This window comes from Flavitalea flava (genome assembly GCF_054461575.1).
The window spans coordinates 74,285-87,836 of record NZ_JBTLQH010000026.1; the positions used below are offsets into that span (position 1 = coordinate 74,285).

The following is a 13,552-nucleotide window of genomic DNA, read 5'->3' on the forward strand; positions in this document are numbered from 1 at the left end:
TCCCAGGTCAGGTATTGAATTTATATCCCCGCAGGAAGTCTTCGATCTTCATTTTTTTCTTTCCTTCCAATTGGATTTCTCCTAACCGGATGTATCCATCCGGGGTGGCAAATCTCAGATAGTTTTTTTTATCTGTTTCATATTGTCCCGCAGGAATGGAAGGAGGGGTTTCTTCTTTTTCGCCGTGAAAAACTTTCAGCAGTTTTCCGTCAAGGTAAGTGAACGCGCCCGGAAAAGGGGACAGACCGCGGATAAGGTTGTAAATTGTTGCAGCAGGCTTGCTCCAGTCGATTTTACAGGTTTCGGTAAAGATCTTGGGGGCGTGTTTCAATAATTCCGGAGGAACGGCTCCGTCCTGATCCTGGGCGATCTCTTTCAAATTACCGGCTTCCAATGCTTCGATGGTCCTGACCAGCAATCTGGCACCAATTTCTTTCATATGGTCGTGAACATCCCCTGCCGTTTGTGTCTCACCTATAGGAAAACGATCCTGCAGGAGTATGTTTCCGGTGTCGATATCCTGCTGGAGTTTGAAGGTGGTTACGCCAGTCTCCTTTTCTCCTTTGATTACCGCCCAGTTGATAGGAGCGGCACCCCGATACTGTGGTAATAAGGACCCATGGAGGTTGATGGTGCCCAGCGGGGGCATATTCCAGACAGATTCGGGCAACATGCGGAAAGCTACTACGATCTGCAGATCCGCTTTCAGCGATCGTAATTCTTCCTGGAATTGAGGGTTTTTTAGTTTTTCAGGTTGCAGTATCCTTAATCCTTTTTCCCGGGCATATTTTTTCACCGCGCTTTCCGTCAACTGCATCCCTCTGCCGGCGGGCTTGTCAGGAGCCGTAATGACGCCCACTACCTGATATCCAGCGTTCACCAGGGCATCAAGGGAGGCGACCGCAAATTCAGGGGTGCCCATAAATATGATCCGCAAACTATCTTTCTTTTCTGCCATCCTGCAAAAGTGTACTAAAAAGCTAAAAAAAGAACCAAAAAAGGGGAAAACTGTATTAAAAAGGTAAAAAAGTCTCCGGTTATCTTTCTATTATACGACTTCCGGCCCCGGTTTATTTAATTTTTTAATCTTAAATTGCGGGGGTGATCCCAATTCAGGGAGTTACTTAAAATTGAAGCTGAAATTATGCAACAAGTTAAAGCCGGTGATACTGTAAAGGTCCATTATCATGGTCGTCTTACAGATGGAACGACTTTCGATTCCTCCGAAGGACGCACGCCGTTGGAATTTGTAGTGGGCAGTGGTATGGTCATCAAGGGATTTGATGCTGGTTTACTGGACATGGGTATCGGTGAGAAAAAGACTATTCAGATCCCCGTAGAGGATGCATATGGTGTTAAAGATCCTCAGATGGTGATGGATTTCCCTATAGATCGTTTCCCTGCAGAAATGAAGCCAGAGGTAGGAATGCAACTGAATATGACCAATGGTACCGGTCAGCAGATACCCGTCGTTATTGTGGAGGTGAAGGATGATACGGTTATACTGGATGCCAATCATCCACTGGCAGGCGAGGACCTGATCTTTGACCTGGAATTGGTAGAGATCATAGGGGCGCCTTCGCGGATCATTATGCCTTAAAAAAATTGTTTTTTCGGAATATGACTCATCTGGAAGAGTAGTCAGGGGCCGTAATAAGAAAAAGTGCCGGACTGGAGTAAGGATCGAAGATCTTTTCCAAGCCGGCATCTTTATGTTGAGCAATCCGATCTCATTCCGATCTCGTCCCGATTTTCTTTCGATTTTACTTCGTGGAATATTTTCTTCGAAACGCCCAGGTCAATATCAAAATGGCTGTTATGGACAGGGCTGTATTCAGGATGGATCCTTCCAGGCCAAATTCACCACCAGTCACCAGCAGATCTCCTTTTGTCTCCATAAGCAAAAGAGAAGGAAGATTAAGACCACTTACCCTGAATCCCATTACCGGACCCTGGAAAAAATTCCAGCACAGATGCAGAAAAAAGGAATACCAAAGATTTTTGGTATATATATAATTAATTCCCAGCAATGCGCCTGCTAAAAAAATATTGGCAAAAGCCAGTGTGTTTATTCCTGGATTGGTCAGATGGAAACAGGCGAACAATACCGAGGATATGGCCAATGCTATATATTTGTTTTCGAAGGATCCCATAAGATTCTGAAGAATATACCCCCTGAACACCAGTTCTTCTGCGATGGCGATCAACAACATAAATCCAAAAGAAATGAACAAAGTGTTCGGATCCCAAAGGATATCGACCCAGTGCAGATGACCGCTCAGCAGTAAAACGAGGGCCGAGAGACCTAAAAGGGCAGGGGCTGTAAAAAAACCGGTAAGGGATTCCGTCTCATATCCCTTGATGGTCAATCCCAGGCTCATGAAAGATTTCCGGTCGATGAAGACCCGAAAAACGAAAACACTGATAAGGGAAATGATACATTCCAGAACCAGCATCAGCCACAGGTAATTCCCGGTGAGTTGTGCGGCCAGCGTGTGAATGGGGCTTGCCAGCAAATCCTCTTTTTTCACATCCGTCAGTATCAATACCGCAGGAATCGCAATCAACAGGGTAAGGACCCCAAAAAAGATTCCAAATAATAAAACCCGTAACCATCCTTGTTTAATTCGGGGATTTTTTTTAGCCTGATCAGACATAGTTATTATATTCGTCCGGTAATTTACGAACATGTTTGAAAACTATTCATTTACCGTATCGGAAAGATTTCTCCGGTACGTACAGATCGATACGCAAAGTGATCCGGGATCAAAAACGTTTCCCTCCACGGAAAAACAAAAGGATCTGGGTCGCCTGCTGGTTAAGGAATTATCCGAAGCCGGCCTGACAGATGCCGGAATGGATGAGTTCGGCTATGTATTTGCAACTATTCCTTCGAATACGGACAAGCAGATCCCCGTGATATGTTTCTGTTCACATATGGACACGGCCCCGGACTGCACCGGAAAAGGAGTCAGACCCATCGTTCACCCGAACTACGATGGCGGAGATATCTTATTGCCGGAAGAGGGTACCGTTATTTCTCCCAGGGAACATCCTTATTTACAAATGAAAAAAGGAGAGGATATTATTACGGCCTCGGGATCCACCTTACTGGGCGCCGATGATAAGGCCGGCGTTGCGGTTATTATGGATATGGCCAGTTTCCTGGTTAGCCATCCGGAGATTAAACACGGAAAGATCAGGATTCTGTTCACGCCGGATGAAGAAATCGGCAGGGGAGTGGACAAGCTGGATATGCAGCGGCTCGGGGCTGACTTTGGCTACACCCTGGATGCCGGAGAAAGAGGAGCCTTCGAGGACGAAACTTTTTCTGCCGACGGGGTTAAAATAACCTTTCATGGTCTGAGTGCTCATCCGGGGTATGCAAAAGATAAACTGGTGAATGCCATTAAAGTGGCTGCGGGTTTCGTGGATGCTTTGCCTAAAGATGAATGGTCTCCGGAGACGACCGAAGGGCGATACGGTTTTGTCCATCCCGTACGTATTTCCGGAATAGCGGAAAAAGTGCAGGTTGAATTGATCGTGCGTGATTTTTATACCAACAAACTGGCCGCTTACGAAGCGCATCTCAAAGATATTATGGAGGAGGTCTTAGTCCAATTCCCGGGAGCCCGTGCAGATTTTGAGGTAACGGAACAATACCGGAATATGAAAGAAGTGCTGGACAGCCATCCTGAAGTCGCTCAATATGCCATGGAAGCACTCGAACGTGCCGGGATACCTGCACAAAGGGGGAGTGCCCGGGGAGGTACGGATGGATCCCGCCTGTCCTTTATGGGATTACCCTGTCCCAATATTTTTACCGGTGAAATGGCCTTCCATGGCAAACAGGAATATGTAAGTATTCAGGATATGCAGAAATCGGTAGAGACGATCGTGTATCTGGCCAGTATCTGGGAGGAAAAGGGTTAAGAAGCCGGATTCGGGGCTATCCGTTGACTGGCGCCTTCTCCGCCCTTTCTTTATCCGTCCTTTCTTTAGAAATATTCCGGACGATCAGGAGGGCGTGCTCTCTGGAGTTTTCAATGAACCAAAGGTGGGTATTCATTCCTCCGCATACTACTCCCGCCAGGTAAAGATTTTTTACATTGGTCTCCATTGTTTCGGGGTTATAAAAGGGTAGCAGCTTTTCATCTTCCGACAGGCGGATACCGGCCCGTCTAAGCAAATTGAAGTTCGGCTGGTAACCGGTGAGGGCGATCACATAATCATTGGGGATGGTCTTTATTCCCTCCGGTGTCCGGATATCCACCTCACCTTCCCGTATGGCAAGTAAGGCGGAATGGGTAAAGGCCTTGATGCTTCCTTCTTTAATGCGATTATCGATATCCGGTTTGACCCAATATTTTACCCGGTGACTGATCCCCTCGTCACGGATGACCATCGTTACTTCGGCTCCTTTACGCCAGGTTTCCAATGCGGCATCGACCGCAGAATTACTGGCTCCTATGACGACGACCTTCTGCATGGCATAAAAATGAGGTTCTTTATAATAGTGGGTTACTTTTGGCAGCTCCTCCCCGGGAATATCCAGCAGGACGGGAATATCATAGAAACCGGTAGCCAGTACGATATGAGCGGCCCTATAACTCTGTTTGGAACTGATTACTTCGAATTGCCCTGCACCCAATCCGTTCGTCAATCCGTTCGATTTATCATCTGCCTGGCGGATCTCCTTTACCTCTTCCTGTAAATGCAGGTTCAGCCCGTTAGAAACGGTCACCCGGCGATAATATTCAAGAGCTTCGCTGCGATGAGGTTTAACATGATTGCTTACAAAGGGGATACCTCCTATCTCTATACGCTCGGACGTAGAGAAAAAGGTCATATTAACAGGATAATTATATAAGGAATTAACCAGACACCCTTTTTCCAGGATAAGGTAGGTCAGTCCCGCTTTTTTTGCTTCCAGCCCGCAGGCGATCCCGATAGGGCCACCACCGATTATGATCAGGTCGTACATTGTACGAAGTTACCATACAATCCGCCAAAAAGCCGTACTTTCATCCCTAAATTCGCCCCTGTGTTCACGCTAAAACTTTATTAATATGGATGCCCTTTTACATTACTGGTGGGTACTATTGGTCATAGCTTTCGTTTTCAGCGGGTTGGTAACCGTCAACCAGGGATTTATCAATGTCCTTACGATGTTTGGTAAATATCAGCGTATCCTTCGTCCGGGACTTAGTTTCAAGATCCCCTTTCTGGAGCAGGTCTACAAGCGTATCTCTATTCAGAACCGTTCGGTAGAACTTGAATTCCAGGCCGTAACCGCAGATCAGGCCAATGTATATTTTAAAAGTATGCTTCTTTATGCGGTCCAGAATGCCGATGAAGAAACCATCAAAAGGGTCGCTTTTAAATTCATCAGCGATCGTGATCTTATGCAGGCGCTGACCCGGACCATCGAAGGGAGCATACGCGCCTTTGTTGCCACGAAGAAACAGGCGGAGATCCTTGGTCTGAGAAAGGAGATCGTGGAGTTCGTAAAAGATCAGATCGATAATTCTCTCGAAGAATGGGGCTATCATTTGCTGGATCTTCAGATCAACGATATCACTTTCGATCAGGCGATCATCGACTCCATGAGCAAGGTAGTAGCGAGTAATAACTTAAAAGCGGCTGCAGAAAATGAAGGCCAGGCACTCCTGATCACTAAAACCAAGGCGGCCGAGGCAGAAGGTAATGCGATCAAGATATCCGCTGAGGCCGAAAAGGAAGCAGCCCGTTTACGCGGACAGGGAGTGGCTTTATTCCGGGAAGAAGTGGCCCGGGGGATGACCGAAGCCGCTGAACAGATGAAACGAGCCAACCTGGACACTAATGTCATTTTGTTCAGTATGTGGACAGAAGCTATTAAGAACTTTGCCGAGGTGGGGAAAGGAAATATCATTTTCCTTGATGGCAGCAGCGATGGGATGCAGAAGACGATGCAGCAGATCCAGGCGCTGATGACCAAGCAGGTAGGCCGTTAAAGCACAGGTAGGGGCTGCCTGGTAAGGAGGATATTAACAATTTTAGCATTTTGTTAAAGAATAGGATGGATACGGGGGCGTTATAACAGTATCTTTACCCTTTACCAAGGTGGGTTATGGGGCCATCGGTGCCTAAGCAAAAACAATTTAAACTGAATATTGGATGAATCTATTTTTTCTTCAGGTTTTGATCGACTCCGTAAAGATCAAGGATAGCCTGACCAGGGTTGCTCAGGCAGTTGCCCAACAAAAAGAAAGTTTGTGGGATATTCTGATCAAAGGTGGCCCGCTCATGATTCCCCTGGCTATCCTTTTGGTCATAGCCATCTTTGTTTTTATCGAAAGGGTTATGGCGATCAATAAGGCGTCCAAACTGGATGATAATTTTATGAGCATTATCAGGGATCATATCGTAACGGGCAATGTTACTGCTGCCAGGAGCCTGACAAAAAATACCTCAACTGCCGTGGCCCGTATGCTGGATAAAGGGATACAGCGTATCGGTAAACCGATCGAGGCTATTGAACGAAGCATGGAAAATGTGGGGAAATTAGAGTTGTATAAAATGGAAAAGAATTTGTCCGTGCTTTCGGTTATAGGTTATATAGCTCCCCTGTTTGGTTTCCTGGGGACGATTGCCGGTATGTTCCAGTTATTTTATAGTATCGCTTCCACCGGAGAATATAGTATTTCAAATATTGCGGGAGGTATTTATGTAAAAATGGTTTCGTCCGCTTCCGGTCTGATCATCGGTATCATAGCCTATGTTGGTTACCGGTACCTGATCTCGCAGATCGATAAAACGACTAATAAAATGGAAGTAGCCAGCGCTGAATTTATTGATATTTTGCAGGAGCCGACCAGATAAACCCGAAGGATGAGGCTTATGAATACCGAAATATGAATTTAAGAAAACGACATAGAGAAGAAGCCGAAGTACATACCGGGCCTTTGAACGATATTTTGTTCATCCTGTTGTTGTTCTTCCTCATCGTATCCACACTGGCCAATCCAAATGTGGTCAAGCTTTCCCAGCCCAAGTCAAAAAGCGATACCAAGGCCAAACAAACGGTAGTGGTATCCATCGATGTCAATAAACAGTTTTACGTCGGTACGACCCGTGTAACCCTCGATGAATTAAAAGCACGCCTGCAGCCATTTCTGGCCAAAGAAACCGATCAGCCGTCCATTGTGATCAATGCCGATAAGTCGGTGCCTATCGATGATGTAGTTGCCGTTATGCGGGTAGCCCGTGAATTGGGCGCCAGGACAGTGCTTGCCGTGGACAAAAAAGGGGTGCAGTGAAAGTGACTTTTATCTAGAACCCGATATGCGCCCTTACTGCGAATACATGCGCAGGTCCTCTGTCCTTGTTGTAGGCCGGATGCTCCACGAACTGGTAATCCAGGGTTGTCCAGAAATTAGCATAAAGCTTACACTGGTAAAATACTTCGGCAATATCTTCTCTGCCATAATGGGGAAGTCGACCGTCCCCGATCATAAATCCATAACCGCCATGATTCAGTAAATTCCGGTGTCCCGGGGATATACCATTAGACAGAAGGGCGAGTCCGATATTATCCGCTGTCCGTTTCCAGCTTTTACCGTTGATGCGGATCCCCCCGCTCAGTGTATTATCGATTTCAGCAAAGGCCCATGTAGCCGTATGGCCGTCATTCCATCCCAGACGAAAAAAAGCAGAAACGGCCGCGCTTAATTCCTGATCTGCATTTATCCCGAACCCATATTTTTTAGAGCCGTATTTTTTACCGATAAGGACATCCAGCGTGGTATCGGTACCATTTTCTTTTGCAGCAACGGCTTCCTTATAATTGGGAGCCTTATTGACGTTATAAAAACCCAGTATCCGGATTGTCCCTTTATGTCCATGAATGGATACCCTTTTTTCAAATTCCAGGTTCTCGCTGCTTGTTTTGGAATAATGCCAGTCCAGTTCGGGGCCATTCGCATACGTTGGTTCCAGTGCCGTTCCTAAACGAACTGTCCACCCCGGTTTGACATATTCGGCAGTAAATCCATACGTATAACCGCGGGTATTGGCGGCATAGTCATTGGAGCCATTGTTCATGAAGGACCAGTTCATAAAATCCGAACGGGGATCATGGCTTACATTATTATTATCGAAAAAATCGCCAATGGAAAATTTGCCGGCTGTCAGGGTTATCCGGGAAGTGGAAACTTTTTCTTTTACCTGGTTGGCATCGTCATTCAATATTTCATAATGTTCTTTATCCAGGGAAATGTACTGACGTAAAAAGATGCGTGCTACATAAACCGTGGGGGCCGGATTCCCGATCCGGAAAGTCTCCCCGTTGGGGAATGCGGCAATACCAAGCGTGCTGCTGATCCCGGAGCCGCCTGCCATTTCAGGGTTGAAATAAAGTGCTGCGCCCTGCCATAATTTTCTGCCCAGGTAAAGGGTGGACGTTACGGAATAGGCACGCTCCTTATCCGTTTGAAGGCTGTTCTGGCCGCTATAAGGAGCCTTGAAACCCGGGTGCCCCTGGAGAATACCCGTAAACTGAAAATGATAATTCCATCCTGTATCCTTTAATAAGGCATCTTGTTGTACTGTTTGGGCCGAAGCGAACAAGGTTCCTGCGGATAAAATACCCAGTAAAAAGGAGTGATTTATGGACCGGATCTTGAAAATGTTCATCATAAGCGATAAGCGAAAATGTTGCGTAAAACGAAAAGTTGCGCAAAACTAGATCGCTTATACAAAGATTAAAAATAATTAAATGTTACCCTGTTGCTTTTATCATACGATCCTTACCCTGAAGGTCTTTTTTAAGAGTGACTTCTGTAAAACCGGCATTCCGGAAAAGCTCTGCGACATGGCCCGCCAGTTCCCCATGGGTTTCTACAAAAAGCCCTCCGCCCGGGAGCAGTTTTTCCCTGGAAAAACCGGCCAGTGCCTGATAGAAAACGAGCGGATCCCGGTCTTCCACGAATAAAGCCAGATGGGGTTCGAAATCGACCACTCCTTTGGTCATCGTTGTCTTGTCCTTTAAGGGAATATAAGGGGGATTGCTAACCAGAAATTGTACCGCAGGAAGTGTGGTCCATTGGTTTTTATCTAAAAAATCCAGCTGCAAAAAATGGATGGGGGTATTATGGGTAACGGCATTCCGTTTGGCAACGGCCAGGGCCTTTTCGCTCAGATCACAGGCGTAGACGGAAGAGGCTGACGAAGAGGCTAATACTTTTTTCAGGGCTATGGCAATACAGCCGCTCCCGGTTCCAACGTCCAGGATGGAAACAGGAGGGGTTTGTTCTTCCTTCAGGCTTGTAACTTGCAGCTTGTAGCTTGCGGCTTCTTCCAACACCCAATCTACCAGTTCTTCGGTTTCAGGCCGGGGAATGAGCACGTTTTCGTCCACATAGAACTTCATTCCATAGAACCAGCTTTCCTGTAATACATATTGAACCGGGCGATGGGTCAAAAGAGCTGTGGTATATTTTTCCAATGATTCCAGGGCAGCCGCCGGCACTGGCTGATTCTTTTGCAGCAGGCGGTCGATCTTTTTCAGGCCGGTACTGTTTTCCATTACCCAATCGGCAATGGTGGCGGCCTCCCGGTCATCGTACAGGGTGCGCAGCTGAGATAATAATTCCTGTTGTGCCTGGTAAAACTCCATATCTGTCTGCAAAATAAGCAATAAGGAATGGGCCTGATCCAGTAAATTTGCCTTTTATTTTAAGAAAACACTCCATTAAATAAATACGGATCATTTTGAACCTGGCCGAAACCTATATGCGACGTTGCCTGGATCTGGCCCTTTTAGGAGCCGGACATACGGCGCCCAATCCCATGGTTGGTTCGGTTCTGGTTTATGAAGGCCGAGTGATCGGAGAAGGGTATCATCAACAGTATGGTCAGGCCCATGCAGAGGTAAATTGCATTCGTTCAGTAAAAGAAGCGGATATTCCCTTTATCCGGGAATCGACCATTTATGTATCCCTGGAACCCTGCGCCCATTTTGGCAAAACACCGCCTTGCGCAGATCTGATCATTGAAAAAAAGATCCCCCGGGTTGTGGTGGGTTGTCGTGACCCGTTTGAGGCGGTCAACGGAAAGGGGATCGAGAAGTTGAGAGCCGCTGGTGTGGCCGTGGAATTGGGGATCCTGGAAAAGGAATGTATTGACTTGAATCGTCGTTTTTTCACTTTTCACACCAAACAACGGCCTTATATCCTGTTGAAATGGGCGCAAAGCGCGAATGGTAAAATGGCCGCGGTCAATGGAACGGAGGGTAGGGAGAAGGCGGCGTCGGAGGGTGTAAGCAGAACCCTGATTTCCAATGACTTCACGAACAGGCTGGTACATAAATGGAGGTCGGAAGAAGCCGGTATTCTGATAGGAACGAATACGGCCTTGGCGGATGATCCCTCCCTTACGGTAAGATTATGGACAGGACCCGATCCGGTCAGGCTGGTCATTGATAAAGATCTGCGTTTACCGGGATCGCTGCGGATCTTTGACCGTCAAACCATAACGATCGTTTTTAATACGGTAAAACACGAAGAGCAGGATAACCTGATCTATTACCGGTTACCCTCAGAAGATCACCTGTCTCAGGGTGATCCTCTGGCTCAGCGTGATCTTCGGTCCCGGAATAATCATCTGACTCCGGGCGAACAGCGGATCAGGGGCGAAAGCCTGGTTCCGCTGATAGTGGAAGCTCTTTACCAATTAAAGATCCTGAGTGTAATAGTCGAAGGCGGCCCATCTCTGCTGCAATCTTTTATAAATGAAGGCTTTTGGGATGAGGCCAGGATCATAACCAATGAGGAATTGCTGATCCCGGATGGGCTGGCGTCTCCGGAATTGCGGGATTCCCGGTTTATTCATCGGGAACGGTTATATGCAGATTCTATTTTTTATTACGCACCGAAATAAGATTTTTTGGAACAAATCATGTCAAACAGAAATACACCAGAACAGGATTTTTATTATACGATCGAGAAGTTGGGGACTGCCGAATTTAAGGACAGGGGTAGTAAATTCCTGGGCTATGCTTATCCTGTTAAGAATGTGGAGGAGTTCAAGGAAAGATTGAATGAGGTAAAAAAAGAACATCCCAAGGCGACTCATCACTGTTTTGCTTACCGTCTGGGTTTCGATGGAAACAAATTCCGGGTCAGCGATGATGGCGAACCCTCCGGCACCGCAGGCCGACCGATCCTGGGACAGATCGACAGTAAGGAACTAATCAATGTCCTGGTAGTGGTGGTCAGGTATTTCGGTGGAACCTTGTTAGGTGCCCCCGGTTTGATCAATGCCTATAAATCGGCAGCTGCCCTGGCCATTCAAATGACCCCGCTGGTACAGAAACCGGTGGAGAAGGAGTTTATCATCCAATTCGACTATACGCAGATGAATGATATCATGACCCTCGTCAAACAATACAATTGCAGGGTCATTCAGCACGAAGCCCAGCTTTTCTGCAGCATGACCATCGCAGTTCCCATTAACAGACTGACCGAGGTAGAATATAAATTCAAGGAGTTGAGAGACGTCGAATGGAAATCTGTGGTCCCGGTAAAATGACTTTCCGCTATACTTTACTTACTCTTTTTTCGTTTTGATAGATATCCTAAAGGATTGAATTGTACACATATAAGGGGTTTTTCGAATACGAATTCCTTTGGTGTTCAAAATGAATCAGATACCTATGATAAAAAATCAACTTACCCTTGCCGTTAGCCTTATGCTGGCTGTACTTTTTGTATTGCCAGCCTGTAAAAAATATGTCGATCAGTCTAATCCCCCTGGATTTACTGCTCCCGACGAATTAGTAAAAGCCAGTTTGCAAGGCCGGGTACTCGACGAGAACGGCCTTCCGGTTAAAGGAGCTGTTGTTACAAGCGGCACTGCTACTACCTCCACTGACGTGAATGGAGTTTTTACCTTTTCCAATATTGACATGTATAACCGGTTTGGTTTTGTGAAAGTGGTTAAAGCCGGTTATTTTACCGGGTCCAGGACTATCCTCACCAAAGCCGGATCGTTAAATTTTGTACGGATCGATTTGCTGCCCAGGATTTCAAAAGGTAGCTTCTCTGCCTCATCTGGTGGTAAAATAATCCTACAGACCGGTGACAGCGTAGCTTTTGATGCAGGGGCAGTGGTCAATGCAACCAGTAATGCTGCTTATTCCGGTATGGTACATGTTTTTGCTACTTACCTTGATCCTACGGATGTAAATTCATCCAAACAAATGCCGGGCGATCTCCGGGGTGTAAGAACGGACAATAAGGAAACGGGCTTGCAAAGTTTTGGCATGATGGTCGTTGAACTGGAAGGGGACGGGGGAGAAAAACTACAGATCGCTCCCGGGAAAAAGGCGACGATTTCGATGGATATTCCATCCTCCTTACAAGCCAGTGCTCCGTCAACTATTCCTTTATGGTATTTTAACGATTCTACGGGAAAATGGATAGAAGAGGGAACGGGTACCCGAATGGGCAATGCCTATATTGGCGAGGTCGGACACTTCTCCTGGTGGAATTATGATGTACCTTATGAGCAGGTCTTCTTTAAAGCCCGTATAAAGGATCAGCATGGGAATCCTTTGGCCTATACCTATTTACAATTTGTTCCATCAGGGAAAAATTATGGTGTGGCCTATTGTTTTACCGATTCTTCCGGTTTTGCGCAAGGCCTGATCCCCAAAGGACAGGATCTGATCCTCCGGATCATGGATAACTGTTATAATATGCTGTTCGGAACCAATGTCGGACCGGCTCTTAATGATCAGGACCTGGGAACGATCACCATTTCTATCAATACCGCACCCTTAACGCTGACCGGAAAGGTTGTCGATTGTGCGAATAACCCGGTGGAAAATGGATTTGTAAATGCCTTTCTGGAGGGGATGAATTATCGTGCGGCGGTCACGAAAGGAAATTTTCTGCTGAATATCAATCGTTGTAATAACACCAGTACGGTGGTGAAACTGACTGCGGGGGACCTGGGGACTTCTGCCTTGGGAAGTGTAAGTGAATTTTCCGTTACCGGCGGAAGCCAGGATCTGGGTGTGTTGACAGCCTGCGGCAGTGTCGTGGATAGTCTGCCCAGTGACAGCCTACCGAATGTCGAAGGTGCTTATCTCAACCTGAAGTTCAACGGCAAAAACCTTTTATGGGGTAACGGTTTTAGTGTTGGCGTTACCTATTGGTATAGTGGAGGAGCCAGCATTTTATCTTCAGTATATAACAGTGATGACCCTACATTGCCCAGCTATAACATTACCATTAGTTTTAACCAGGTATCAGGGATCGGGAACTATCCTACCCTTTATTTGATGCTCGACTATTATTTACCAGGTAATGCAGGTAACTTTCAATATATAGTCGATGACAATTCTTCACCCAAAATAGAGACTACGCTAAAAACCACGGTCACGGGTTGGGGGCCGTTAATGACCTATATGACCGGTACTATAAGCGGAACCTTACGGGATATGAAATCTGGAGTTATTTATCCGGCCACCGGAAGTTACAGGGTATTGCGTACAAACGAGTAAATA

At 46.5% G+C, this 13,552-nt stretch carries 13 protein-coding genes; 8 read left to right on the plus strand and 5 right to left on the minus strand.

Annotation, left to right across the window (positions count from 1 at the left end; all coding sequences use genetic code 11):
• Window positions 1-7 precede the first annotated feature (7 nt).
• Entirely contained in the window at window positions 8-958 is a 951-nt protein-coding gene (gene fmt / locus ACX0G9_RS20855) for a methionyl-tRNA formyltransferase (RefSeq protein ID WP_459066889.1), read from the minus strand.
• A 186-nt stretch (window positions 959-1,144) separates the two neighbouring features.
• On the opposite strand from fmt, the gene ACX0G9_RS20860 reads away from it, so the two are divergent.
• The gene (locus ACX0G9_RS20860) at window positions 1,145-1,600 is read left to right on the plus strand and encodes an FKBP-type peptidyl-prolyl cis-trans isomerase (protein WP_459066890.1); all 456 of its coding nucleotides are present in this window, start codon (window positions 1,145-1,147) and stop codon (window positions 1,598-1,600) included.
• A 163-nt stretch (window positions 1,601-1,763) separates the two neighbouring features.
• On the opposite strand, the gene ACX0G9_RS20865 is transcribed toward ACX0G9_RS20860, so the two are convergent.
• Window positions 1,764-2,657: a CPBP family intramembrane glutamic endopeptidase gene (locus tag ACX0G9_RS20865; protein WP_459066891.1), complete on the minus strand. Its 894-nt coding sequence runs from the start codon at window positions 2,655-2,657 to the stop codon at window positions 1,764-1,766.
• Between the two features lie 31 nt (window positions 2,658-2,688).
• Between ACX0G9_RS20865 and pepT the strand changes: the two genes are divergently transcribed.
• Window positions 2,689-3,933, plus strand: a complete 1,245-nt coding sequence (pepT, locus tag ACX0G9_RS20870; protein ID WP_459066892.1) for a peptidase T — start codon at window positions 2,689-2,691, stop codon at window positions 3,931-3,933.
• A gap of 16 nt (window positions 3,934-3,949) precedes the next feature.
• Here pepT and ACX0G9_RS20875 read toward each other — a convergent pair whose 3' ends face one another.
• A complete protein-coding gene (locus ACX0G9_RS20875) occupies window positions 3,950-4,984 on the minus strand; it encodes a YpdA family putative bacillithiol disulfide reductase (protein ID WP_459066893.1) in 1,035 nt (344 codons plus the stop codon).
• Window positions 4,985-5,069: 85 nt separating this feature from the next.
• On the opposite strand from ACX0G9_RS20875, the gene ACX0G9_RS20880 reads away from it, so the two are divergent.
• The 3 genes from ACX0G9_RS20880 (at window position 5,070) to ACX0G9_RS20890 (ending at window position 7,301) form a co-directional block, all read left to right on the plus strand.
• Window positions 5,070-5,996, plus strand: a complete 927-nt coding sequence (locus ACX0G9_RS20880; protein ID WP_459066894.1) for an SPFH domain-containing protein — start codon at window positions 5,070-5,072, stop codon at window positions 5,994-5,996.
• 163 nt (window positions 5,997-6,159) lie between these two features.
• Window positions 6,160-6,864 carry a MotA/TolQ/ExbB proton channel family protein gene (locus ACX0G9_RS20885; RefSeq protein ID WP_459066895.1) on the plus strand — a complete coding sequence of 235 codons (705 nt, stop codon included), beginning with the start codon at window positions 6,160-6,162 and terminating at the stop codon, window positions 6,862-6,864.
• 32 nt (window positions 6,865-6,896) lie between these two features.
• Window positions 6,897-7,301, plus strand: a complete 405-nt coding sequence (locus tag ACX0G9_RS20890; protein ID WP_459066896.1) for an ExbD/TolR family protein — start codon at window positions 6,897-6,899, stop codon at window positions 7,299-7,301.
• Between the two features lie 13 nt (window positions 7,302-7,314).
• Here the strand turns inward: ACX0G9_RS20890 and ACX0G9_RS20895 are convergent, their stop codons facing one another.
• Window positions 7,315-8,679, minus strand: coding sequence for a carbohydrate porin (locus ACX0G9_RS20895; RefSeq protein ID WP_459066897.1), 1,365 nt, complete (start codon window positions 8,677-8,679; stop codon window positions 7,315-7,317).
• An 82-nt stretch (window positions 8,680-8,761) separates the two neighbouring features.
• Entirely contained in the window at window positions 8,762-9,670 is a 909-nt protein-coding gene (gene prmC / locus ACX0G9_RS20900; RefSeq protein ID WP_459066898.1) for a peptide chain release factor N(5)-glutamine methyltransferase, read from the minus strand.
• Between the two features lie 83 nt (window positions 9,671-9,753).
• Between prmC and ribD the strand changes: the two genes are divergently transcribed.
• The 3 genes from ribD (at window position 9,754) to ACX0G9_RS20915 (ending at window position 13,549) form a co-directional block, all read left to right on the plus strand.
• The gene (gene ribD, locus ACX0G9_RS20905; protein WP_459066899.1) at window positions 9,754-10,920 is read left to right on the plus strand and encodes a bifunctional diaminohydroxyphosphoribosylaminopyrimidine deaminase/5-amino-6-(5-phosphoribosylamino)uracil reductase RibD; all 1,167 of its coding nucleotides are present in this window, start codon (window positions 9,754-9,756) and stop codon (window positions 10,918-10,920) included.
• An 18-nt stretch (window positions 10,921-10,938) separates the two neighbouring features.
• Window positions 10,939-11,571, plus strand: a complete 633-nt coding sequence (locus tag ACX0G9_RS20910) for an IMPACT family protein (protein WP_459066900.1) — start codon at window positions 10,939-10,941, stop codon at window positions 11,569-11,571.
• 124 nt (window positions 11,572-11,695) lie between these two features.
• Window positions 11,696-13,549, plus strand: a complete 1,854-nt coding sequence (locus ACX0G9_RS20915) for a carboxypeptidase-like regulatory domain-containing protein (RefSeq protein ID WP_459066901.1) — start codon at window positions 11,696-11,698, stop codon at window positions 13,547-13,549.
• Window positions 13,550-13,552 lie beyond the last annotated feature (3 nt).